The sequence below is a fragment of the Pseudomonas mandelii genome (genome assembly GCF_006438925.1).
Lineage (GTDB): Bacteria > Pseudomonadota > Gammaproteobacteria > Pseudomonadales > Pseudomonadaceae > Aquipseudomonas > Aquipseudomonas mandelii_C.
The window spans coordinates 204,633-228,740 of sequence record NZ_RCZA01000007.1; the positions used below are offsets into that span (position 1 = coordinate 204,633).

Consider the following 24,108-nt stretch of genomic DNA (forward strand, 5'->3'; position numbering starts at 1 on the left):
CCGTGGAAACTAATTGAGAATGCCCCTTAAACCGGTGTCTGCCCATTGTCGAGCCACGGTGTAACGCGCTAAGGTTCTGCTCCCCGACGCGCTTAATTTGCTGTGCTCCGCCGCGCGGGTTCGCTGGCGGCCGGCACCCGTGACCTGACGAGTAAACGATGGCTGATTTACCGATCAACGACCTAAACGTCGCCTCCAACGAGACGCTGATCACTCCCGATCAGCTCAAGCGTGATATCCCTCTGAGCGACGCTGCCCTGCGCACTGTCACCAAGGGCCGCGAAGTCATTCGCAACATTCTTGATGGCACCGACCACCGCCTGTTTGTTGTCATCGGGCCTTGCTCGATCCACGACATCAAGGCTGCCCACGAATACGCCGAGCGACTGAAGGCGCTTGCGGCAGAAGTGTCCGATACCCTGTATCTGGTCATGCGCGTGTATTTCGAGAAGCCACGCACCACCGTCGGCTGGAAAGGCTTGATCAACGATCCGTACCTGGACGACTCCTTCAAGATTCAGGACGGCCTGCACATCGGTCGTCAATTGTTGCTGGACCTGGCCGAGATGGGCCTGCCAACCGCAACTGAAGCCCTCGACCCGATCTCCCCGCAGTACTTGCAGGACCTGATCAGCTGGTCGGCCATCGGTGCGCGCACCACCGAATCCCAGACTCACCGTGAAATGGCCTCCGGCCTGTCCTCGGCAGTCGGCTTCAAGAACGGCACCGACGGCGGCTTGACGGTCGCTATCAACGCCCTGCAATCGGTTTCCAGCCCTCACCGCTTCCTGGGTATCAACCAGGAAGGTGGCGTGTCGATCGTCACCACCAAGGGCAATGCCTACGGTCACGTGGTACTGCGCGGTGGCAACGGCAAGCCGAACTACGATTCGGTCAGCGTCGCGCTCTGCGAGCAAGCGCTGAACAAAGCGAAGATCAAGCCGAACATCATGGTCGATTGCAGCCACGCCAACTCCAACAAGGACCCGGCCCTGCAACCGCTGGTGATGGAGAACGTCGCCAACCAGATCCTCGAAGGCAACCAGTCGATCATCGGCCTGATGGTCGAAAGTCACCTGAACTGGGGCTGCCAGGCGATTCCGAAAGACCTCGCCGACCTGCAATACGGCGTGTCGATCACCGATGCGTGCATCGACTGGACCGCCACCGAAAATACCTTGCGCAGCATGCATGCCAAGCTCAAGGACGTGCTGCCGAAACGCGATCGCAGCTGATCACTTTTCGCCGCATAAAAAAACGCCGGGCTTAACCCGGCGTTTTTTTATGCGTTCGATTCTTTGAAAGGTTACTGGCTCAGCTTGGCTGCATGCCGCTGGTGGCGCTCCATGTAGCGTTCCACGTAGGAACACGATGGAATGACGGTGTAACCCATTTCTTCAGCGTACTCCAACGCCTTCTCGGTCAAGGCTGCCGCAATGCCGCGACCACGCAGCGCGTTGGGCACAAAGGTGCGATAGATATCCAGGGTCTGTTTCCCCAGATCCATATAGGTCAGGTAGGCACGATGACCGTCCACATTGGTCTCGAACTGATGACCAGCCTGGTCATGGTGGATGGACAACGCCTCGCTCATCACTACTCCTCGCGGGTCTGGAATTCTGACCCCTACCTTACCGATGTTTTTCCGGCGAAGGAACATCTACGCCACCCCGTGCCTGAATGGACACCGAGAAGAACTGCACCCATCTCGCGCAACCGAGCACGTATCAAATAGTAGGCACCATTGGCAGAAATGCTCAAGGTACGCTCGTCATCACGCTGGGGGCGGGGTGCTGCTCCGGGTTGCGCAGAGACGGCTCGACCAAGATATCTGAAGGTCGACAGCCTGAACATTGCCGGATGTTGAGACTTAAGACGAGCGCCCTTTGTTAAAGTCACCTGAACATGGAGAAAGATATGAGAGGCGCCACGCAAAATCCGAACAAAAGTGTGGACGAATCCATCTAGACAGACTTTAGCCAAGACTCGGAAAAGAGCTGTGAGCGCGCTGAACTTTTCTTCGGCGGCTCGCTCAGCTCGGGCCTCCCAGCTGTATATTTTTTAAACAATGCAGTTAAAAGTTGCTCGAAAAAGAATCAACGCCTACAATTTTTTTGGCTTCCTGCTTTACGTCAGTTTACTTACGACAAGTAATGGGTAGTATGTACGCCGGCTATTTCCTCACTCTGAGGAGACAGCTAACTTAATAGAAAGTCCTTGAAGGGGAACACGATGAACAACGTTCTGAAATTCTCTGCTCTGGCTCTGGCCGCAGTTCTGGCTACCGGTTGCAGCAGCGTATCGAAAGAAACCGAAGCACGTCTGACCGCTACTGAAGACGCAGCAGCTCGCTCCCAGGCTCGTGCAGACGAAGCTTACCGTAAAGCTGATGAAGCACTGGCTGCTGCTCAAAAAGCACAACAGACTGCTGACGAAGCTAACGAGCGTGCTCTGCGCATGCTGGACAAAGCTAGCCGCAAGTAATAATCCTTCGGGATTGTTATCAAGCCGACCCATTTTTTGGGTCGGCTTTTTTATTGCCCGCTATTTCGTACAGGCAATAAAAAACCCGCCGATGCGGACAGCATCGGCGGGTTCCTTTCAAGCATTACTGCAACGGGTCGATCGGCGCACTCGTCACCATCGGCGCCGAGGAGTTCGGCACTCCGATTTCCACCGGCAGACCATCTTCGGCGGCAACCACGTCGCGGACCACATCCCAGTCCATGCGCAGGTTGTTGGTGATGTCCTCACGCTTGAGCATCGCGTTGATCACCGCGGTGTGTTTGTCGACCACAGAAGGGTTGCCCTTGTCGTCCAGCGGAGTGTGCGCTTCCAGATACACCTTGCCGCCACTGACACCGAACTTGTACGGGTCGCTGATAATCCGCACCGACGTCCCTACCGGCACCATGCCCGCCATTTCCAGCACGTTGTTATTGAACATGCGGAAGCAACCATGACTGGTGCGCATGCCGATGCCGAACTTCTTGTTCGAACCGTGGATCAAGTAGCCCGGCGTGCCCAACGTGAACTTGAACGGCCCCAGCGGGTTGTCCGGGCCGGCCGGCACCACGTTTGGCAGTGGATCGCCATCGGCGGCGTGCTCGGCCTTGATCGACGCTGGAGGGGTCCAGGTCGGGTTCGGCGTCTTGGCGGTGATGCTGGTATGGGCAATCGGCGAGCCCCAGCCTTCACGGCCGATACCCAGCGGGAAGGTGTACACCACGTTCCGGCCTTTCGGGAAGTAATAGAGGCGGTACTCGGCCAGGTTGATGACGATGCCTTCACGCGGGCCTGGTGGCAGGATGAAACGCGTCGGCAGCACCACTTCGGTGCCAGCACCCGGCAGCCATGGATCGACCCCAGGGTTGGCCGCGACCATTTCCAAATAGCCCAGATCGTAGGTGGTGCCAAGGTCGGCGAAGGTATCTTCGTACTTGGCCTTGATCACCTGGACCTGACCGATGATGTCTTCACCGGGCGGTGGCAGGGGCAGCTCCAATGCTGCTACGGGACCCGCCACACAGAGGGCGGCGAGAGACAGGTAGCGGGTGACGGCAGGAAAGCGCGGCAACATCCGGAAAATCCTTCGCATGATCGACAAGGGTATAAAAACGGGATTGTACACCGGCGTCTGGAAAATCGGGGAGTTGACCGATAGCAAGCAATCTATCGGCTTCTAAAGCTCGAAACGCAGTTCCGGCCAGATCGGCGATGTGCCGCGTTTTTGCGATTCCAGAATGGCCCGGCACAGCGAACACAGGCGCTGATCCTGGAACACACGGCGATCGACGCTCGACCAGCGCGGTTGTGCTGGCAACAGGCTGCCGCACAAGGTCCGGTCCGCCGACCCGCCCAACTCCAGTTGACGGGTCACCAGATGTACCCGCACTTCCTGGCAGGCGAACAGATCCAGCTGTTCGTCAGGCTCGATCAGTTGGTAGGCAAAAAGTGACCAGGCAGGACGCGGCATCGGGGGCTCCAAATCGGGGGCGCCACCTTAGCCGAAACACCGCCGCTAGAAAAGCGTCAAAGCAGCGGTTTCAGTGTAGGCCAGACATTTTCCAGCAACTTGTCCTGAGCTCCGGCAGCCGGGTGCAAGCCGTCAGCTTGCATCAAGTCCGGATGACCGCCCACGCCGTCGAGAAAAAACGGCACCAGCGGGATCTTTTTCTCCTCGGCCAGCGTGCTGTAGACCTTCGCAAAGGCCTCGGTATAACGGACGCCGTAGTTGGGTGGCAATTGCATGCCCAGCAGCAGCACCTTCGCTCCACTGGCGCGGGAGCTGTCGATCATTGCTGCAAGGTTTTGTTGCAATTGCGTTGGCAGCAATCCGCGCAGGCCATCGTTGCCGCCCAACTCGAGGATTACCAACTCAGGCTTATGCTCTGCAAGCAGCGCTGGCAGGCGCGCCTGGCCTCCGGCGCTGGTGTCGCCGCTGATGGACGCATTGACCACATTATCGTCGAAACCTTCGCGCTTGAGCCGTTGCTCAAGCAGCGACACCCACCCCAAGCGGGTATCCAGTCCGAAACCGGCGCTGATACTATCGCCAACGATCAGGACAGTACCCGCCGCTGCGTTCTGGGCCATGCACATCAAGGCCAGGCCAGCACTCAAAAACCACACACGCATCGGATTCTCCATGGGCGCAAGCATTCTCACCGCGAAGAACCTCAGCAAAGTGGTTCCCAGCGCGGAAGGTGAACTGACTATCCTGCACGAACTCAACCTGGAACTGAACAAGGGCGACAGTCTGGCCATCGTCGGCGCCTCCGGTTCCGGCAAATCCACCCTCCTGGGCCTGCTCGCCGGTCTCGATCTGCCGAGCAGCGGTGAAGTCACGCTCGCCGGGCAAGCCCTGAGCAATCTCGATGAAGACCAGCGCGCGCGCATCCGCGCCGAGCACGTGGGTTTTGTCTTTCAATCATTCCAGTTGCTGGACAGTCTCAATGCCCTGGAAAACGTCATGCTGCCGCTGGAACTCGATGGCCGCAAGGACGCCCGTGAACGCGCCACCGAGCTGCTGCAACGGGTCGGCCTGGGCCAGCGGCTGACCCATTCGCCACGCCAGCTTTCGGGTGGCGAACAGCAACGCGTGGCGATTGCCCGTGCGTTTGCCGCCGAACCCGATGTGCTGTTTGCCGACGAACCCACCGGTAACCTCGACAGCCACACCGGCGAGCGCATCAGCGATCTGCTGTTCGAACTCAATCAGGAACGTGGCACGACCCTGGTGCTGGTGACCCACGATGAACGTCTGGCACATCGCTGCCGGCGTCTGATCCGCCTTGAAGCCGGCCTGCTGGTCGCCCCTCTGGAGCCTTGATGGCACGCCTGCCGCTGTTGCGCCTGTTCAGTCTTGCCATCCGCCAACTGCTGCGCGACGCCCGCGCCGGTGAGTTGCGCGTGTTGTTTTTTGCCTTGCTGGTGGCCGTTGCGGCAAGTACCGCCATTGGCTACTTCGGCGCCCGTCTGAACGGCGCCATGATGCTGCGCGCCACCGAGTTTCTCGGTGCCGACCTGCTGCTCGAAGGCAGTTCACCGGCACGGCCCGAACAGATTAAAAGCGGCACGGAGCTTGGGCTCGAACACGCTCAGGTAGTGGAATTCTCCAGTGTCATCGCCACTGACAATGGCATTCAGCTATCCAGCATCAAAGCTGCCGACGACGTCTACCCACTGCGCGGCGAACTGAAAAGCGCCCCGGAGCCCTTCGCCCCGGAAGAACCCGGTGGCGGACCGAAACCCGGTGAAGCCTGGGTCGAAGCACGACTGCTGACCGCGCTGGACCTGAAGATCGGCGACAGCATCGACGTCGGCATGCGAACCCTCAAACTGGCGCGAGTGTTGACCTACGAACCGGACCGCGCCGGGAATTTCTACAGCCTGACGCCGAGGGTGCTGATCAACCTCAGCGATCTCGCGGCGACCGGTGTGGTGCAACCCGGCAGCCGGGTCAGTTACCGCGAACTCTGGCGCGGAAAAGCCGAGACGCTGGAAACCTATCGTCAATTGATCAAACCCGGCCTGGCCGCCAACCAGCGTTTGCAGGATGCCCGTGATGGCAACCGGCAGATCGGTGGCGCCTTGGGCAAGGCCGAGCGTTACTTGAACATGGCCAGTCTGGTGGCGGTGCTGCTGTCCGGTGTGGCGGTGGCGCTGTCGGCGACGCGCTTCGCCACCCGCCGATTCGATGCCAGTGCATTGCTGCGTTGCCTGGGGCTGTCCCGACGGGAAACCATGGTGCTGTTCAGTTTGCAGCTAACGGTGCTCGGGCTGCTCGCCAGCATCAGCGGCGCCCTCATCGGCTGGTTCGCGCAGCTGGGACTGTTCGCGCTGCTGCATGATTTATTGCCGACCGACGTTCCACCGGGCGGTCTGTTTCCTGCCATTGCCGGGATTGGCACCGGATTGGTGGCGCTGGCCGGTTTTGCCTTGCCGCCACTGGCTGCACTGGGCCGGGTTCCGCCATTGCGGGTATTGCGTCGGGACATGCTGCCGATTCCTTCCAGCACCTGGATGGTTTACGGCGCAGCATTGGGCGCCCTCGGGCTGATCATGTGGCGTCTGAGCCTGGACCTGGTATTGACCTTCGCCCTGCTCGGTGGCGGTGTGATCGCAGCATTGGTGCTTGGCGGCTTGCTGTTATTGCTTCTGAAGAGCCTGCGCCGAATGCTGGCGCGCGCCTCTTTGCCGTGGCGCCTCGGCTTGGGCCAATTGCTGCGTCATCCGCTAGCGGCAGCGGGACAATCCCTGGCGTTCGGTTTGATTCTGCTGTCCATGGCGCTGATCGCATTGCTGCGCGGCGAGTTGCTGGACACCTGGCAGAACCAGCTACCGAAAAACGCGCCCAACTATTTCGCGCTGAACATCCTGCCGGCGGACAAACAGGCGTTCATCGATCGCCTGATCAAATTGTCGGCGCAATCGGCGCCCCTATACCCGGTGGTACCTGGACGGCTGATCAGCATCAACGGCGAGCCGGTACAGGAAATCGTCAGCAAGGATTCGGCCGGTGACCGAGCGATACAGCGCGACCTGAGCCTGACCTGGGCGGCGGATTTGCCGGCGGGCAACAAACTCACTGCGGGTAATTGGTGGGCCGAACAGACACCGGACGAAATTCCCGGCGTATCGGTGGAAGGCAAAGTCGCCGAAAGCCTGAAGCTCAAGCTCGGCGATCACATGGTGTTTACCGTGGGTGGCGTCAATCGCGAAACGAAAGTCACCAGTCTGCGGGAGATCAACTGGGACAACTTCCAGCCTAACTTCTTCATGATCTTCCAGCCCGGCACACTGAAGGATCTGCCGGCGACCTACCTGACCAGTTTTTATCTGGCGGCCGGTCATGATCAGCAGATCGTGGATCTGTCCCGGGCGTTTCCGGCGGTGACCATCTTGCAAGTCGAAGCCTTGCTCGAACAGCTGCGCAGCATCCTCGCCCAAGTCACCCTGGCGGTGGAATACGTGCTGTTGTTCGTGTTGGCGGCGGGGATGGCGGTGTTGTTTTCAGGCTTGCAAGCGACGCTCGATGAACGCATTCGCCAAGGCGCCTTGTTGCGAGCACTAGGAGCCGAGCGGCAACTGCTGGTCAAGGCCCGGCGGATCGAGTTCGGTTTGCTTGGAGCGGTCAGCGGATTGTTGGCAGCGCTGGGTTCGGAACTGGTGAGTATGGTGCTCTACCGCTACGCCTTCGACCTACCGTGGCACCCGCATCCGTGGTTGTTGGTGCTGCCACTGATCGGTGCGGTGCTGATCGGGGGAGCCGGTGTGTTTGGTACGCGCCGTGCGCTGAACGCCAGCCCCCTGACAGTCTTGCGCGAGGGTTGATAGACTCAAGCTCTCTCTACCACAAGAAGTTGCCATGAGCCGTTATCGCCCTCCCCGCACCGCTGGCACCGCGCTGATCACCCCCGAAGGTGAAGCGCGGATGCGGGCCGAGTTTCATGAGCTCTGGCATGTTCGGCGGCCGCAGGTGACACAGTCAGTCAGCGAGGCCGCGGCACAGGGCGATCGCTCGGAAAACGCCGAATACACCTACGGCAAAAAGATGCTGCGCGAGATCGACAGTCGCGTACGTTTTCTCACCAAGCGGCTGGAAGCGCTCAAAGTCGTCAGCGAAAAACCGAGCGACCCGAACAAAGTTTATTTTGGCGCCTGGGTCACGATTGAAGACGAGGACGGCAAAGAGTCGCGCTATCGCATTGTCGGGCCGGATGAGCTGGACCTGAAGCTGGGTCTGATCAGCATCGACTCGCCACTGGCACGCGCCCTGATCGGCAAAGCGCTGGACGCCGAAGTTCGGGTCCAGACACCGACCGGTGAGCAGTGCGTGTATATCGTGGCGATCGACTACCTTTGAGCCGCAGCGCTCTAAGCCTCAACGGCGGGTAATCAGCCCCTGTCGGGCAACGCGAGTCAATTGCTTGATCACTTCGGGGGCGTCCTCGAGGCTGGGCGATTGAATCACCGCCAGATCGAAACTGTCACTGGCAAATCGAGCCAGCGATTCACCCTCTTCGACAAACTGGATCAGGAAGGCCGCAGGCCCACCGGTACGACGTGGCCAGCCATCGAGATAACGCAAGAGTGTCGGCTGATGTTTGCCGCCAAGCAGGATTTTTGGATTGCGCTGGGTGAGGTGTGCCGTGATCGGCGCGGGGCGTATAACTGGGCTTAGTGCATTCATTGTGTCGTGTCTCTGCCTCAAAAGTCTGCATGGCAGGTGAGAGGCAACACCGAACCAGCGCTTTAGCGGTATTTCGAAGCCTGTTTCAAGCTTCTATCGGCAACTGAATGAGTCACATGGCGCCCCGCAAGTAGCTGTTTAAATCGGCGCATGGGCAACATCCTAGAGAAGCTGACCGGACAGTGTCAAGAATGACGAGCAACAAAAAGGCCCGCGCAATGCGGGCCTTTTCATTGAGCCAGAGCGGTCAGCCAGCGATAGCGCGGTCAGCCGAGAGCTTGCCGGCGCCTTCGATCAACACCGCGATAGTGCCACCGAGCAGCGCCAGGGCGAATTCATAACCGTTGTTGACCATGAACAGACCGTGAGGGAGATGCACCGAGAAGATCGCCACCAGTGAGAGGATGGTCAGGCCGAGGGCTGCCGGGCGAACCAGCAAGCCAATGATCAATGCCAGACCGGCGAAGAACTCGGTACCGCCCGCCAGCGTCGCCATCAGATAGCCCGGCGCCAGGCCAATGCTTTCCATGTACTGCGCGGTGCCCGCCAGGCCGTAACCACCGAACGCCCCAAAGAGTTTCTGCGAGCCGTGGGCAGCGAAGATGATGCCGACGAAGATCCGCAAGACAGTCAGGCCGTAGCCAGCGCGGGTAAACAGTACCTTGTTGATCAGTGTGCTCATGCTGTGTCATCCGTTGTCAGTGTGTGTTGGTTGGCCGCTATATTAATCAGTAAATCTCATGTTAAAAGCGCAATTAATGCGCCATAACAATCAGCTTATTCGATTATTTACGTGAGGCAACTTTCTGCCCCTGGGGCTCCAACGACTCCCGCTCCCGATCGAACGCCAGGTAATACTTGTTCACGCTATTAACATAGCTGACGGCGCCCATTCCCACCTGCTCCATGGCGATGCGTTCGACCTGGAAGAACCACTGATTGGGATTCAAACCGCGCCGACGAGCCTCGGCACGCATGCCCTGAACCCGCTCCGGCCCCATGTTGTAGGCCGCCAGCACGAACGCCATGCGCTCGCGCTCGTTGAGTTTGGGGCTGGCAAAGAACTTGCGACGAATCATCGCCAGGTACTTCGCCCCGGCCTGCACATTGGCGTCGAGATTCTGAATGTTGTTGACCCCCACCTGTTGAGCGGCGGACGGGGTAATCTGCATCAGGCCGGTAGGGCCGCCGCCACTGCGGGCATTGGGTTGCAGGGCCGATTCCTTGAACGCCAGGGCCGCCAGATTCAACCAGTCCATGCCTTGGGCTTCGGCGTGTTTCTGCAGCACCGGCCGAAGTTTCTCGAGGCGCTGTCGATCAGCCTTGGCCAATGGATAGTGCACTTGATACAGACGTCGATAGATCCGCATGAACGCGGCATCCTGATCCGATGGTTTTTTGTAACCTGTCAGGAAGCGATCAATGCTCGCGCGCAACATTGAGGCGTCGCGGCGCACGAACCAGAACTCTTCGCCCGGTTCGCTGATGAGCACCTGCCGATCGAAACGCAACTTGGGCAAAATCTTGCCCCAGCGCTCGGCAATGGGTTGCTCGACGATGGTCAGGTGAAAGATTCCGCCCTGGACCATCTCCAGCACATCCTCGACCGCCAGACTGGGATCGACCCACTCGATGGTCACCGGTGGCAGTTTAAGCAGCGCGAGCTTTTGATTGATCTGGCTGACCGCGTCCCCGGCGGCACTGCCAGTGGGCAACGCCAGGGTTTTGCCAGAGAGTTGTTCGAGACGGGTGTAACGTCGCTCGCCTTTGATCCCGACCAATATCAACGGGATGTTGCTGGCAATCGGTTCACTGGTGCTGACCGCGTGGCCCGGTTGCAGGTCCAGCAGTTCCCCCGGCGCGACCAGGTCACCTTCGCCGCGCTGCAAAGCACCGATCAGTTGATCCTTGCCCTTGGGAATGATCTTGAGGGTGATTTCCTGACCGTCACGGGCGTGACCGTTGAGGTACTGCTCGAAGGCACGCAATCGGTGGTATTCAACACCGATGGCCTGGCCCTCAACTTCGCCGGAGCTGTTGCGGCTCTGGTTGACCAGCACCCGCAACACACGACTGCTGCGGATTTCCGCCAAGTCGCGCGCTTTGGTCGAAGGCACGGCTTGCAGCGGCCCGGCCAGACGTGCTACCGCCGGCATCGGCAGCAGCAACGAACAACACAGCAGTAGCAAAACCGAGGGACGTATCATCCACTCTCCAGAAAGAATACTGGGCCGATCTCAAGAATTTTCATGAAATCGAACGACAGAAACAGAGCGCCGTGAGCGCTGGCAAAGTGCGAAAGACTGGCACAGTGATGGCACCCAAGCCACCCTGACCTGTCTCGCGGCATCAAGAGACAGCTATAACTCGTTGTAGTTCTTGGCTTTTCTTATAAATCTACAGCTCTGATATGCTTTCCGGCCTTTGGTCCGAGGTAGCACCATGCAACTCATCGATATCGGCGTCAACCTGACCAACCCCAGTTTTGCCGACAAACACCAGGCTGTACTCGACCGCGCCTACGCTGCCGGGGTCTGCCAATTGGTGCTCACCGGCACCAGTGTCGAGGGCAGCGAGCAGGCGCTGGAACTGTGCCGGCAACTGGACGAAACGGCTCAACGGCTGTTCGCCACAGCCGGCATTCACCCCCACTGCGCCAGCGACTGGAACGCCGACAGCGCCCAGCATCTGCGCAGTTTGCTCAAGGAGCCTAACGTCGTGGCGGTGGGTGAATGTGGGCTGGATTTCAATCGTGATTTCTCGCCGCGGCCGCAACAGGAAAAAGTCCTGGAAAAGCACTTGGAGTTGGCGGTCGAGCTGCAATTGCCGGTGTTCCTCCACGAGCGCGATGCCAGCCAGCGCTTGCTGGAAATCCTTCGCGATTACCGCGATCAGTTGCCGGCCGCCGTGGTGCATTGCTTCACGGGCGAAAAGAAGGCGCTGTTCAGTTACCTCGATCTGGATTTGCACATCGGTATCACCGGCTGGATTTGTGATGAGCGCCGGGGCACGCACCTGCATCCGTTGGTGAAAGAGATCAAGCGGGGACGGTTAATGCTGGAGAGCGATGCGCCGTATCTGTTGCCGCGCAGTCTGCGACCCAAGCCGAAGAATGGTCGCAACGAACCGGCGTATCTGACTGAAGTGTTGCGGGAAGTGGCGTTGCATCGCGGGGAGAGCGAGGAAGATCTGGCTGCTCACAGCACGGCGTGTGCGCGAGCATTCTACGGGTTGCCTTCTGTTGATTGATGCAGCGTCAACGCTATCGCGAGCCTGATCCAGGCCCGCGATACAAGCGTCGCTGTCTTAGTGACTGCTGCGCATCATCTCTTTAGGTACGTACTTGCCGATCTCGAACTTGCCGATCGCCGCGCGGTGCACTTCGTCCGGGCCGTCGGCCAGGCGCAGGGTGCGTTGCATCGCATACATGTAGGCCAGTGGGAAATCGTTGGACACCCCTGCCCCGCCATGGATCTGGATCGCCCGGTCAATCACCCGCAAGGCCACGTTCGGCGCGACAACCTTGATCTGAGCGATTTCGCTTTTCGCAATCTTGTTGCCGACGGTGTCCATCATGTACGCCGCTTTTAATGTCAGCAGGCGTGCCATGTCGATTTCCATCCGCGAGTCGGCGATTTTGTCGATGTTGCCGCCCAGACGTGCCAAAGGTTTACCGAACGCAGTACGGGTTACCGCCCGTTTGCACATCAGTTCCAATGCACGTTCCGCCATGCCGATTGAACGCATGCAGTGGTGAATCCGTCCCGGGCCAAGGCGACCCTGAGCAATTTCGAAGCCGCGGCCTTCGCCCAACAGGACGTTTTCGTACGGCACGCGGACGTTTTCGAACAGCACTTCGGCGTGGCCGTGGGGTGCGTCGTCGTAACCGAACACTGGCAGCGGACGAACGATCTTCACGCCCGGGGCATCCACCGGCACCAGAATCATCGAGTGCTGCGCATGACGCGGCGCGTCAGGATCGCTCAGGCCCATGAAGATCAGAATCTTGCACCGTGGATCGCAGGCGCCTGAGGTCCACCATTTTTTGCCGTTGATCACCCACTCGTCGCCATCACGCACGGCGCGGGCGGCCATGTTGGTGGCGTCGGACGAGGCCACGTCGGGTTCAGTCATGGCGAACGCCGAGCGTATCTCGCCGCGCAGCAATGGTTCGAGCCAGCGTTGCTTCTGCTCTCCGTTGGCGTAACGCACCAGCACTTCCATGTTGCCCGTGTCTGGCGCAGAGCAGTTGAACGGCTCGGGGCCCAGCAGCGAACGGCCCATGATTTCTGCCAACGGCGCGTATTCGAGGTTGGTCAGGCCAGCGCCGAGCTCGGACTCAGGCAGAAACAAATTCCACAAACCTTCAGCCTTGGCCTTGAGTTTGAGCTCCTCCATGATTGCGGTCGGCTGCCAGCGATCGCCCTCGGCGACCTGGCGCTCGAACACCGCTTCGGCGGGATAAACGTAGGTATCCATGAACGCGGTCACGCGCTCACGCAGTTCTTGCACCTTGGGCGAATAAGCGAAATCCATGGGCAGCTCTACCTTTTAACGGAGGGTTTTGATGAGTTGTTCAGGTCATGCAATCGATGCTAGAACAGCTACGAAAATTTACCTAGCCTATTCTCGGCGTGTATTAACATTCATCACCGATATATGATCGGCTGATCGAGAGCCCAACAATAAGAGTGCAGCGCAATGAATCTGAGCAAGGTCGACCTCAACCTTTTCATCGTCTTCGACGCGATCTACACCGAAGCCAACCTGACCCGTGCAGGGCAGATTGTCGGCATTACTCAACCGGCGGTCTCGAACGCTCTGGCCCGTCTGCGCGAGACCTTCAATGATCCATTGTTCGTGCGTACCGCTCAGGGCATGGTCCCGACGCCCATGGCGCAGAACATTATCGGACCAGTACGCAACGCCCTCTCCCTGCTGCGGGTGTCGGTGCAGGAAAGCCGTATTTTCAACCCGTTGCAGGCGGTAAAGACCTACCGCATCAGCATGACCGACCTCACCGAAGCGGTGATCCTGCCGCCGCTGTTTCAGCGCCTGCGGCGCCTGGCGCCGACGGTGATCATCGAAAGCTTCCTGTCCAAGCGCCGGGAAACCACCAAGGAGCTGGCGGCCGGGCGTCTTGATTTCGCCGTCGATGCCCCCCTCAACACTGACCCGCAAGTGCGCCACGTCAAGTTGATGGAAGACCGGTACGTGTGCGCCATGCGCAAGGGCCATCCGCTGGCAGGCAAAGAGAAATTCACCCTAGATGATTATCTGTCGCTGACCCATATCCATATTTCCAGCCGTCGTAGTGGTCTGGGCCATGTCGACCTGGCTTTGGGCAAAATGGGCATCCAGCGCAAGATCGCCCTGCGATCCCAGCATTACTTGATGGCATCTCAGGTGTTGCAGCAAACCGACATGGTGATGACCGTGCCGGAACGCTTCGCCCGTCGCCATGATTTGTACTCGGTGAACCTGCCGGTCAACGATGTGCCGCCGGTAGAAACCCACCTCTATTGGCACGAAAGCACCGACCAGGACCCGGCCAACCGCTGGATGCGCGAGCAGATGATCGAGTTGTGCCAGCAGGTGACGGCGCATGAGAAGAAGCTCGACAAAATGTAGGACTTTGCACCGAGGCGCCTCATTCGCGAGCAGGCTCGCTCCCACATTTAACCCGGTTCTTCCAGAAAGAATGCAGTCGAATGTGGGAGCGAGCCTGCTCGCGAAGGGGCCGGCAATGACAGCAAAAATCCACGCCCCTTGACGTAAACGTCAACCTGCCATTAGCTTAGCGCCATGACCTTTTTCGAGCGCTTCCATGAGCAGCCAGACCTATAGCATTTCCGACCTCGCCCGCGAGCTCGACATCACCACCCGGGCCATTCGCTTTTATGAAGAGCAAGGCCTGCTCAGCCCCGAGCGACGCGGCCAGGAACGCATCTACTCGCCCCGTGACAAGGTCAGCCTGAAGCTGATCCTGCGGGGCAAGCGCATTGGTTTCTCCCTGGCCGAATGCCGCGAGCTGATCGAACTCTACGACCCCACCGGCGGCAATCAGAAACAGCTGCAAACCATGCTGACCAAAATCGCTGAGCGTCGTGAACAGCTCGAGCAGCAGATGCTCGACATCGAACAGATGAAGCTGGAGCTGGACACCGCGCAGGAGCGCTGCACCCAGGCGCTGGAACAGACGATCAAAAACCAGCAGGTCATTCAGTAGGTCTACACAAATCTAATGTGGGAGCGGGCTTGCTCGCGAAGGCGATCAGTCAGCCAACATCAATGTTGAATGTAAGTCCGCTTTCGCGAGCAAGCCCGCTCCCACATTTGAACAGTGTTCGTCCATAACAATAGGTCAATCCCATGTCCCTACCCACTCACGTACGCCTGGTCGAAGTCGGCCCACGCGACGGTCTGCAAAACGAAGCCCAACCCATCAGCGTTGCGGACAAGGTGCAACTGGTCGACGCGCTGACCGCCGCCGGTCTCGGCTATATAGAAGTCGGCAGTTTTGTGTCGCCCAAATGGGTACCGCAAATGGCCGGTTCCGCCGACGTCTTCGCGCAGATCCAGCGCAAGCCGGGCGTGACTTATGGTGCACTCGCCCCCAACCTGCGCGGGTTTGAAGACGCCATTGCAGCCGGGGTCAAGGAAGTCGCGGTCTTCGCTGCCGCGTCGGAATCGTTTTCCCAGCGCAACATCAATTGCTCGATCAGCGAAAGCCTGGAGCGCTTCGTGCCGATCATGGACGCCGCCAGGCAACACGGTGTCAGCGTGCGCGGTTACGTGTCCTGTGTGCTGGGCTGCCCTTACGAAGGTAACGTTGCGCCTGCACAAGTCGCTCGGGTCGCTCGCGAGCTCTACGCGATGGGCTGCTATGAAGTTTCCCTCGGCGACACCATCGGCACCGGCACCGCTGGCGCGACCCGCAAGATGTTCGAGGTGGTGTCAGCCGACGTCCCCCGTGAAAAACTGGCCGGGCACTTCCACGACACCTATGGCCAGGCCATGGCCAACATTTACGCCAGTCTGCTGGAAGGCATCTCGGTGTTCGACAGCTCCATCGCCGGTCTCGGCGGCTGCCCGTACGCCAAGGGCGCCAGCGGTAACGTCGCTACCGAAGACGTGGTTTACCTGCTCAATGGCCTGGGTATCCAGACCGGTATCGACCTGGACGCCTTGATTCTGGCCGGTCAGCAGATTTGCACGGTGCTGGGGCGAGCGACCGGTTCGCGAGTGGCCAAGGCTCGTAGCGCACAGTGAGTGCGCGGATGTGACCGGGTGTTACCGCCGCGTCTGAAACGTGGGGCGCAAGCGAGTAACACGGAAACAAACTGTCGGGGTTTGACTGAACGAAAAAACCGAAAAAATCACAACTTATTGATTTTAAAGAATTTTTAAAAGTTGGCACGGCTTCTGCTATCTCTATGGCATAACAAGAACAAAAAAAGCGGCAAACCTAATAAAAATAAGACGTAACGACTCTGACATAACAAAAACAACACGGCAGAGACGCAGCTAACAGATTTTTTTGGAGAGGATGTGCTTTTCAGGGTGCTTTTCGGAGTAACCCGCAACCGGGCAGAGAACAATAAAACTACCTTCAGGTAGCTCCCGAACTGGTTGGATCGCTTAGCGAAAAAGTAGATCAGCGCTCAAAAAAATACGTTTGCTCTTGATCCCGGATGGGGATCGACAAAAACAGCGGTAAAGGGTCACGGTTTCCAAAAACAACAACAGACCGCCCCTCAATAATAAAAAAAGAGCACGCGCAACGACAAAATTAAAGGGGAGCTTCGGCTCCCCTTTGTGCTTTCTGGTGTTTGGGTTTTTCCAAAATATCGCAGTCTTGTAGGAGCTGGCGCAGCCTGCGATCTTTTGATCTGAACCTTTTGCGCCAAGCCCAAAAGATCGCAGCCTCCGGCAGCTCCTACGGTATCGCTTTGAGCTCCTCGATACTGATCTCACGCATCCGAAACTTCTGGATCTTCCCGGTCACGGTCATCGGAAACTCATCGACGAATTTAAAGTAACGCGGTGTCTTGAAGTGCGCGATGCGTTCCTTGCACCACGTTTGCAGCTCCTGCTCGGTAGCACTGTGGCCCGGATGGAATTTGATCCAGGCAACAATCTCTTCGCCATACCGCGAACACGGAATCCCGATCACTTGCACATCCGCCACCGCCGGATGAGTAAAGAAGAACTCTTCCAGCTCCCGCGGGTAAATATTCTCACCACCGCGGATGATCATGTCCTTGTTACGTCCGGCAATGCATACGTAGCCTTCGTCGTTCATGCTCGCCAGATCACCGGTGTGCATCCAGCCTGCCTGGTCGATGGCTTCCGCGGTGCCTTGCGGGTTGTTCCAGTAACCGAGCATCACGCTGTAGCCGCGGGTGCACAGCTCACCGATAGTGCCGCGCGGCACCAGGTTGCCCGCCTCGTCGATGATCTTGCTTTCCAGTTGTGGCTGGGTGCGACCGACGGTGGTGACGCGCAATTCCAGTTCGTCTGACGGACCGGTCTGCAACGACACCGGACTTGTTTCCGTCATGCCGTAGGCAATCTGCACTTCGCTCATGTGCATTTCACTGATGACCCGACGCATCACTTCAATCGGACAGGTCGCCCCGGCCATGATCCCGGTGCGCAGGCTCGACAGATCGAATTCACCGCGTTTGGGCTGATCGAGCATGGCGATGAACATGGTCGGCACGCCATAGAGCGCGGTGGCCTTTTCTTCGGCGACCGTGGTCAGGGTCAGCAGCGGATCGAAGGCATCGTTGGGGTAAATCATGGTGCTGCCGTGGGTCATGCAACCCAGGTTGCCCATGACCATGCCGAAGCAGTGATACAGCGGCACCGGGATGACCAGACGATCACTTGCGGTCAACCCCAGGCTTTCGCCGACCATGTAGCCGTTGTTGAGAATGTTGTAGTGGCTGAGGGTCGCGCCCTTGGGAAAACCGGTGGTGCCGGAGGTGTATTGAATGTTCACCGGTTGATCGAAATGAAGGCTGTCCCGGCGTTCACGCAACTGCTCGACCGACACGCTCCCCGCAAGATCGGTCAATTGCGACCACGGCAGGAAACCCGATGGCGGCTGTGCATCAAGGCTGATGACACCGCGCAGCTCCGGCAGTCGTTCGCTCTGCAATTTTCCGATGGAGTGCTCAGTCAGCTCGGGAACGAGGCCTTGCAGCATCCCGTGATAGTCGGAGGTCTTGAAGGCGCCTGCGCAGACCAGCCATTGGCAACCGGATTGCTTCAACACATATTCGAGTTCAGAGCTGCGGTAGGCCGGATTGATGTTGACCAGAATCACGCCGATTTTCGCGCTGGCGAACTGGCTGATACACCATTGGGCGCAGTTCGGTGCCCAGATACCCAGACGATCACCGGTCTGCAAACCCAGCGCCAACAGCGCTTTGGCATGCAGATCCACGGTTTCGGCCAGTTGCTGCCAGGTGTAACGCAACTGCTGATGACGCACGACCAGCGCCTCCCCGGTCGGGTACTGCGCGACAGTGTTATCGAACGCCTGGCCGATGGTCATCGCCAGCAAGGCTTTGTCCTGGGAACCACGGGTGTAACTGCGCTGCGGGCTTGCACTGGGTTGATCCATGACGACCCCTATTGTCTTTATTAGTGGGTTGTTGGAACGAGGCATATGGCTAGCCCCGATCATTCAGAACTGGCTCTACTCTCGCTCAAGTTGACGTTAACGTAAAGGGTGATTGACAGCCATTCGTCACAGGCTTACGTTAACGTAAAGGTGAGAACCAAATCACGGCCCTCCCTACCCTACAAAAAAGCCAAAAGGTGACCCATGAGCTACCCATCCCTGAACTTTGCCCTCGGTGAAACCATCGACATGCTGCGCGATCAGGTTCAGTCCTTCGTCGCCAAAGAGATCGCACCACGCGCTGCTCAAATCGACATCGACAACCTGTTCCCCGCCGACCTGTGGCGCAAGTTCGGCGACATGGGCCTGCTGGGCGTTACCGTCCCGGAAGAGTACGGCGGTGCTGGCCTGGGTTACCTGGCCCACGTAGTGATCATGGAAGAAATCAGCCGTGGTTCGGCCTCGGTCGCCCTGTCCTACGGCGCGCACTCCAACCTCTGCGTCAACCAGATCAACCGCAACGGCAATCACGAACAGAAAACCAAATACCTGCCGAAGCTGATCAGCGGCGAACACATCGGCGCCCTGGCCATGAGCGAACCGAATGCCGGTTCCGACGTGGTGTCGATGAAACTGCGCGCCGATAAACGCGGCGATCACTACGTGCTCAACGGCAGCAAGACCTGGATCACTAACGGCCCGGACGCCAACACCTACGTGATCTACGCCAAGACCGACCTGGAAAAAGGCCCCCACGGCATCACCGCGTTCATCGTAGAGCGTGATTCCAAAGGCTTCAGCCGCAGCAACAAATTCGACAAGCTCGGCATGCGCGGTTCCAACACCTGCGAGCTGTTCTTCGATGACGTGGAAGTGCCGGAAGAAAACATCCTCGGCGTACTCAACGGCGGCGTGAAAGTGCTGATGAGCGGCCTCGATTACGAACGCGTTGTCCTGTCCGGCGGCCCGACCGGGATCATGCAAGCCTGCATGGACTTGATCGTGCCGTACATCCACGACCGCAAGCAGTTCGGCCAAAGCATCGGCGAATTCCAGCTGATCCAGGGCAAGGTCGCCGACATGTACACCCAACTCAACGCCAGCCGTGCCTACCTCTATGCGGTTGCGCAAGCGTGCGAACGCGGCGAAACCGCCCGCAAGGACGCCGCCGGAGTAATCCTCTACAGCGCCGAATGCGCGACCCGAATGGCCCTCGACGCGATCCAGATTCTCGGTGGCAATGGCTACATCAACGAATTCCCGGCCGGTCGTCTGCTGCGTGACGCCAAGCTGTACGAAATCGGCGCTGGCACCAGTGAGATCCGTCGCATGCTGATCGGTCGCGAACTGTTCAACGAAACCCGCTAAACGGAGCTGTCCATGGCTATCCTGCATACCCAGCTAAACCCCCGTTCGGCGGAGTTCGCGGCCAACAGCGCGGCGATGCTCAAACAGGTCGACGACCTGCACACCCTGCTCGCCAAAGTGCAGCAAGGTGGCGGCCCGAAGGCGCAAGAGCGCCACACCTCGCGGGGCAAACTGCTGCCTCGTGAACGGATCAATCGCCTGCTCGATCCGGGTTCGCCGTTTCTCGAGATCAGCCAATTGGCAGCCTACGAGGTGTATGGCGAAGACGTTCCGGCCGCTGGCGTGATTGCCGGGATCGGCCGTGTGGAAGGCGTCGAATGCATGATCGTCGCCAACGACGCCACCGTAAAAGGTGGCTCGTATTACCCGCTGACCGTGAAAAAACACCTGCGCGCCCAAACCATCGCCCAGCAGAACCGCTTGCCGTGCATTTACCTGGTGGACTCGGGCGGCGCCAACCTGCCACGTCAGGATGAAGTGTTCCCGGACCGTGAGCACTTCGGACGGATCTTCTTCAACCAGGCCAACATGAGCGCCATGGGCATCCCGCAGATAGCGGTGGTCATGGGTTCCTGCACCGCCGGTGGTGCGTACGTACCGGCCATGGCCGACGAAGCGATCATGGTGCGCGAGCAAGCGACGATTTTCCTCGCCGGGCCACCGCTGGTGAAAGCCGCGACCGGTGAAGTGGTCAGCGCCGAAGACCTCGGCGGGGCCGATGTGCACTGCAAGATTTCCGGGGTTGCCGACCATTATGCCGAGAGCGACGAACACGCCTTGGCCATTGCGCGGCGCAGCATCGCCAACCTCAACTGGCGCAAGCTCGGTGAAGTGCAACAGCGCACGCCCATCGCCCCGCTCTACAACAGCGACGAGTTGTACGGCGTGGTGTCGGCGGATGCCAAGCAGCCGTTCGACGTGCGTGAAGTGATTGCGCGGTTGGTGGACGGTTCGGTGTTCGACGAATTCAAAGCGTTGTTCGGGACGACCCTGGTGTGCGGCTTTGCCCACTTGCACGGTTACCCGATCGCGATCCTCGCCAACAACGGCATTCTGTTCGCCGAAGCCGCGCAGAAAGGCGCGCACTTCATCGAGCTAGCCTGTCAGCGCGGCATTCCGTTGCTGTTCCTGCAAAACATCACCGGTTTCATGGTCGGCCAGAAATACGAGGCCGGCGGCATCGCCAAGCACGGCGCGAAACTGGTGACCGCCGTGGCGTGCGCCAAGGTGCCGAAATTCACCGTGATCATCGGCGGCAGTTTTGGTGCCGGTAACTACGGCATGTGCGGCCGGGCTTACGATCCACGTTTCCTGTGGATGTGGCCGAACGCACGCATCGGCGTGATGGGCGCCGAGCAGGCGGCGGGTGTTTTGGTGCAGGTGAAACGCGAGCAGGCCGAACGCAGTGGTCACGGTTTCAGCGCCGAGCAGGAAGCCGAGATCAAGCAACCGATTCTCGACCAGTATGAAGAACAGGGTCATCCCTACTACTCCAGTGCCCGGTTGTGGGACGACGGCGTCATCGACCCGGCGCAAACCCGCGATATATTGGCCCTGGCCTTGTCGGCGTCGCTGAATGCGCCTGTCGAACAGAGCCGCTTCGGCGTGTTCCGGATGTGATCGGGAGAAAATCATGAGCGACTTCAATACCCTCGAACTGCTGAGCGACCCGCGTGGTTTCGCGACCCTGTGGCTCAGCCGTGAAGAAAAGAACAACGCCTTCAACGCCGAAATGATCCGCGAACTGATCCTCGCACTGGACAAAGTGTCGAGCGATGCCAGTCTGCGTTTCCTGTTAGTGCGTGGACGCGGCAAGCATTTCAGCGCCGGCGCGGATCTGGCCTGGATGCAGCAATCGGCCGAACTCGATTACCACACCAACCTCGACGATGCCCGGGAACTGGCGGAGTTGATGTACAACCTCGCCAAGCTGAAAGTCCCGACGCTGGCGGTGGTGCAAGGCGCTGCATTCGGTGGTGCGCTGGGCCTGATCAGTTGCTGCGACATGGCCATCGGCGCCGATGACGCGCAGTTCTGCCTGTCGGAAGTGCGTATCGGCCTGGCCCCGGCGGTGATCAGTCCGTTCGTGGTGCAAGCCATCGGCGAACGCGCGGCACGTCGCTACGCGCTGACTGCCGAGCGTTTCGGCGGACAACGAGCGCGGGAAATCGGCTTGTTGTCGGAGAGTTATCCGATCGCTGAGCTGGAGCAAAAAGTCGAACAGTGGATCGACAACCTGCTGCTCAACAGCCCGGCCGCCCTGCGCGCCAGCAAGGAATTGCTGCGCGAAGTCGGCCACGGCGCGCTGACCCCGGCCCTACGCCGCTACACCGAAAACGCCATCGCCCGCATCCGTGTCAGCCCCGAAGGTCAGGAAGGCCTGCGGGCCTTTCTGCAAAAACGTCCGCCGAGCTGGCAAGCCGAAACCACCACCAAGGAGCCGCGTTGATGAGCGCACCTGTCCTCACCACCCTGCTGGTGGCCAACCGCGGCGAAATCGCTTGCCGGGTGATGCGCACCGCCAAAGCCCTGGGTCTGACCACCGTGGCCGTTCACAGCGCCACTGACCGTGAAGCCCGACACAGCCGCGAAGCGGATATCCGCGTCGACCTCGGTGGCAGCAAAGCCGCTGACAGTTACCTGCAAATCGACAAACTGATCGCCGCCGCCAAGGCCAGCGGCGCTCAGGCGATTCATCCGGGTTATGGCTTTCTTTCCGAGAACGCCGGGTTCGCCCGTGCGATCGAAGAAGCCGGCCTGATTTTCCTCGGCCCGCCCGCCTCAGCCATCGATGCCATGGGCAGCAAATCCGCGGCCAAGGCCTTGATGGAAACCGCCGGCGTGCCGCTGGTGCCCGGCTATCACGGTGAGGCTCAGGACCTCGACACCTTCCGCGACGCCTGCGAACGCATCGGTTATCCGGTGCTGCTCAAGGCCACCGCTGGGGGCGGCGGCAAAGGCATGAAAGTGGTCGAGGATGTCAGCCAGTTGGCCGAAGCCTTGGCCTCGGCCCAACGTGAAGCGAAATCCTCGTTCGGTGATTCGCGGATGTTGGTGGAGAAGTACCTGCTCAAACCGCGCCACGTGGAAATCCAGGTCTTCGCCGACCAGCATGGCAACTGCCTGTACCTCAACGAACGTGATTGCTCGATCCAGCGTCGGCACCAAAAAGTCGTTGAAGAAGCACCCGCTCCAGGCTTGAGCCCGGAACTGCGTCGCGCCATGGGTGAGGCCGCCGTGCGATCGGCACAGGCCATCGGTTATGTCGGCGCCGGCACCGTGGAATTTCTGCTGGATTCGCGGGGTGAGTTCTTCTTCATGGAGATGAACACGCGTCTGCAGGTCGAACACCCGGTCACCGAAGCCATCACCGGCCTCGATCTGGTCGCCTGGCAGATTCGTGTGGCCCGTGGCGAAGCGCTGCCGATGACTCAAGCCGAGGTTCCGCTGATCGGCCATGCCATCGAAGTGCGGTTGTATGCCGAAGACCCGGGCAATGATTTCCTGCCGGCGACCGGTCGACTGGAGCTGTATCGCGAATCCGCGCAAGGTCCGGGACGGCGGGTGGACAGTGGCGTCGAAGAAGGCGATGAAATTTCACCGTTCTACGACCCGATGCTCGGCAAACTGATTGCCTGGGGCGAGGATCGTGAACAGGCGCGACTGCGGCTGCTGAGCATGCTCGATGAGTTTGCCATTGGCGGGCTCAAGACCAACATCAACTTCCTGCGCAGGATCGTCGGTCATCCGGCGTTTGCTGCGGCCGAACTGGATACCGGGTTCATTCCGCGTTATCAGGAAGAACTGCTGCCGGTCGCCTCGGACCTCAGTGACGAATTCTGGCAAGCCGCCGCCCAGGCGTTTACCCAAAGCCAGCCGAGTACGACCCGTGCCGATGACCCGATTTCGCCTTGGGCCAACAGCAATGGTTTCCGTGCCGGACTGCCGACAGAAATCACGCTGCATTTGAGTTGTGAAGGCCAGGATCGCGCGCTGACATTGGGCGACGCTGATGCCCACACCGCTCAACTCAAGGGCGAGCAACTGCTGACCGAGCACAACGGCCTGCGCCGCCAGCATCGGGCAATCCGCCGGGGCGACGTTGTGTATCTGCAATGGGAAGGTGAATTGCGCCGCATCGAGTCCTACGACCCGATCAGCGCCGTCGAGGCCAGTCACAGCCATCACGGCGGGCTGACCGCCCCCATGAATGGCAGCATCGTGCGGGTACTGGTGGAAGCCGGGCAAACGGTCGAAGCCGGGGCGCAGCTGGTGGTGCTGGAGGCGATGAAGATGGAGCACAGCATTCGTGCACCACACGCCGGGGTGATCAAGGCACTGTATTGCCAGGAAGGCGAGATGGTCAGTGAAGGCAGTGCATTGGTCGAGTTTGAAGAAGCGTGAAATGAAG

General features: G+C 59.4%; 22 protein-coding genes. 13 read left to right on the top strand and 9 right to left on the bottom strand.

What is annotated here, in order from left to right:
• The first annotated feature begins 158 nt into the window (after nt 1–158).
• Nucleotides 159–1,235 (top strand): 3-deoxy-7-phosphoheptulonate synthase, encoded by a 1,077-nt coding sequence (locus EAH74_RS17870; RefSeq protein ID WP_007899930.1) that lies wholly within the window; start codon nt 159–161, stop codon nt 1,233–1,235.
• Nucleotides 1,236–1,306: 71 nt separating this feature from the next.
• Here EAH74_RS17870 and EAH74_RS17875 read toward each other — a convergent pair whose 3' ends face one another.
• The gene (locus EAH74_RS17875) at nt 1,307–1,594 is read right to left on the bottom strand and encodes a GNAT family N-acetyltransferase (protein WP_008057026.1); all 288 of its coding nucleotides are present in this window, start codon (nt 1,592–1,594) and stop codon (nt 1,307–1,309) included.
• A gap of 638 nt (nt 1,595–2,232) precedes the next feature.
• On the opposite strand from EAH74_RS17875, the gene oprI reads away from it, so the two are divergent.
• The gene (gene oprI / locus EAH74_RS17880) at nt 2,233–2,484 is read left to right on the top strand and encodes an outer membrane lipoprotei OprI (RefSeq protein ID WP_002553018.1); all 252 of its coding nucleotides are present in this window, start codon (nt 2,233–2,235) and stop codon (nt 2,482–2,484) included.
• A gap of 124 nt (nt 2,485–2,608) precedes the next feature.
• On the opposite strand, the gene EAH74_RS17885 is transcribed toward oprI, so the two are convergent.
• From EAH74_RS17885 to EAH74_RS17895, 3 genes are all read right to left on the bottom strand, one after another.
• A complete protein-coding gene (locus EAH74_RS17885; RefSeq protein WP_140680125.1) occupies nt 2,609–3,580 on the bottom strand; it encodes a L,D-transpeptidase family protein in 972 nt (323 codons plus the stop codon).
• 102 nt (nt 3,581–3,682) lie between these two features.
• Nucleotides 3,683–3,976, bottom strand: a complete 294-nt coding sequence (locus EAH74_RS17890) for a hypothetical protein (protein ID WP_003226812.1) — start codon at nt 3,974–3,976, stop codon at nt 3,683–3,685.
• Between the two features lie 56 nt (nt 3,977–4,032).
• Nucleotides 4,033–4,638 (bottom strand): arylesterase, encoded by a 606-nt coding sequence (locus EAH74_RS17895; protein ID WP_140680126.1) that lies wholly within the window; start codon nt 4,636–4,638, stop codon nt 4,033–4,035.
• Between the two features lie 10 nt (nt 4,639–4,648).
• Here EAH74_RS17895 and EAH74_RS17900 point away from each other — a divergent pair, with 10 nt between their 5' ends.
• Genes EAH74_RS17900 through greB form a run of 3 tightly spaced genes read left to right on the top strand, consistent with a single transcriptional unit; the run spans nt 4,649 to nt 8,368 of the window.
• A complete protein-coding gene (locus EAH74_RS17900) occupies nt 4,649–5,332 on the top strand; it encodes an ABC transporter ATP-binding protein (RefSeq protein WP_140680127.1) in 684 nt (227 codons plus the stop codon).
• A complete protein-coding gene (locus EAH74_RS17905) occupies nt 5,332–7,836 on the top strand; it encodes an ABC transporter permease (RefSeq protein ID WP_140680128.1) in 2,505 nt (834 codons plus the stop codon). Before EAH74_RS17900 ends, EAH74_RS17905 begins: the two co-directional genes overlap by 1 nt.
• Before the next feature lie 34 nt (nt 7,837–7,870).
• Nucleotides 7,871–8,368 carry a transcription elongation factor GreB gene (gene greB / locus EAH74_RS17910; protein ID WP_129436988.1) on the top strand — a complete coding sequence of 166 codons (498 nt, stop codon included), beginning with the start codon at nt 7,871–7,873 and terminating at the stop codon, nt 8,366–8,368.
• A gap of 18 nt (nt 8,369–8,386) precedes the next feature.
• Here greB and EAH74_RS17915 read toward each other — a convergent pair whose 3' ends face one another.
• From EAH74_RS17915 to EAH74_RS17925, 3 genes are all read right to left on the bottom strand, one after another.
• Nucleotides 8,387–8,695: a hypothetical protein gene (locus tag EAH74_RS17915; RefSeq protein ID WP_046056997.1), complete on the bottom strand. Its 309-nt coding sequence runs from the start codon at nt 8,693–8,695 to the stop codon at nt 8,387–8,389.
• A gap of 247 nt (nt 8,696–8,942) precedes the next feature.
• Complete coding sequence (locus EAH74_RS17920) at nt 8,943–9,377, bottom strand: DoxX family protein (protein ID WP_123366204.1); 435 nt, start codon at nt 9,375–9,377, stop codon at nt 8,943–8,945.
• 103 nt (nt 9,378–9,480) lie between these two features.
• Complete coding sequence (locus EAH74_RS17925; protein ID WP_140680130.1) at nt 9,481–10,902, bottom strand: transglycosylase SLT domain-containing protein; 1,422 nt, start codon at nt 10,900–10,902, stop codon at nt 9,481–9,483.
• A 235-nt stretch (nt 10,903–11,137) separates the two neighbouring features.
• Here EAH74_RS17925 and EAH74_RS17930 point away from each other — a divergent pair, with 235 nt between their 5' ends.
• Nucleotides 11,138–11,944, top strand: coding sequence for a TatD family hydrolase (locus EAH74_RS17930; RefSeq protein WP_140680131.1), 807 nt, complete (start codon nt 11,138–11,140; stop codon nt 11,942–11,944).
• Between the two features lie 57 nt (nt 11,945–12,001).
• On the opposite strand, the gene EAH74_RS17935 is transcribed toward EAH74_RS17930, so the two are convergent.
• Nucleotides 12,002–13,231 (bottom strand): acyl-CoA dehydrogenase, encoded by a 1,230-nt coding sequence (locus EAH74_RS17935; protein ID WP_140680132.1) that lies wholly within the window; start codon nt 13,229–13,231, stop codon nt 12,002–12,004.
• A 165-nt stretch (nt 13,232–13,396) separates the two neighbouring features.
• Here EAH74_RS17935 and EAH74_RS17940 point away from each other — a divergent pair, with 165 nt between their 5' ends.
• The 3 genes from EAH74_RS17940 (at nt 13,397) to EAH74_RS17950 (ending at nt 15,967) form a co-directional block, all read left to right on the top strand.
• The gene (locus tag EAH74_RS17940) at nt 13,397–14,326 is read left to right on the top strand and encodes a LysR family transcriptional regulator (protein WP_140680133.1); all 930 of its coding nucleotides are present in this window, start codon (nt 13,397–13,399) and stop codon (nt 14,324–14,326) included.
• Between the two features lie 196 nt (nt 14,327–14,522).
• Nucleotides 14,523–14,924 (top strand): MerR family transcriptional regulator, encoded by a 402-nt coding sequence (locus EAH74_RS17945; RefSeq protein ID WP_076027992.1) that lies wholly within the window; start codon nt 14,523–14,525, stop codon nt 14,922–14,924.
• A 143-nt stretch (nt 14,925–15,067) separates the two neighbouring features.
• Nucleotides 15,068–15,967: a hydroxymethylglutaryl-CoA lyase gene (locus EAH74_RS17950; RefSeq protein WP_140680134.1), complete on the top strand. Its 900-nt coding sequence runs from the start codon at nt 15,068–15,070 to the stop codon at nt 15,965–15,967.
• Between the two features lie 667 nt (nt 15,968–16,634).
• Here EAH74_RS17950 and EAH74_RS17955 read toward each other — a convergent pair.
• Nucleotides 16,635–18,329 carry an AMP-binding protein gene (locus tag EAH74_RS17955; protein ID WP_140680135.1) on the bottom strand — a complete coding sequence of 565 codons (1,695 nt, stop codon included), beginning with the start codon at nt 18,327–18,329 and terminating at the stop codon, nt 16,635–16,637.
• A 204-nt stretch (nt 18,330–18,533) separates the two neighbouring features.
• On the opposite strand from EAH74_RS17955, the gene EAH74_RS17960 reads away from it, so the two are divergent.
• From EAH74_RS17960 to EAH74_RS17975, 4 genes are read left to right on the top strand one after another with little or no spacing between them, the layout of a single operon-like run.
• Nucleotides 18,534–19,697: an isovaleryl-CoA dehydrogenase gene (locus EAH74_RS17960; protein ID WP_046047545.1), complete on the top strand. Its 1,164-nt coding sequence runs from the start codon at nt 18,534–18,536 to the stop codon at nt 19,695–19,697.
• A gap of 12 nt (nt 19,698–19,709) precedes the next feature.
• Nucleotides 19,710–21,317: a carboxyl transferase domain-containing protein gene (locus tag EAH74_RS17965; protein WP_140680136.1), complete on the top strand. Its 1,608-nt coding sequence runs from the start codon at nt 19,710–19,712 to the stop codon at nt 21,315–21,317.
• 13 nt (nt 21,318–21,330) lie between these two features.
• Nucleotides 21,331–22,146 carry a gamma-carboxygeranoyl-CoA hydratase gene (locus tag EAH74_RS17970; RefSeq protein WP_140680138.1) on the top strand — a complete coding sequence of 272 codons (816 nt, stop codon included), beginning with the start codon at nt 21,331–21,333 and terminating at the stop codon, nt 22,144–22,146.
• Complete coding sequence (locus tag EAH74_RS17975) at nt 22,146–24,101, top strand: acetyl/propionyl/methylcrotonyl-CoA carboxylase subunit alpha (RefSeq protein WP_140680139.1); 1,956 nt, start codon at nt 22,146–22,148, stop codon at nt 24,099–24,101. Before EAH74_RS17970 ends, EAH74_RS17975 begins: the two co-directional genes overlap by 1 nt.
• Nucleotides 24,102–24,108 lie beyond the last annotated feature (7 nt).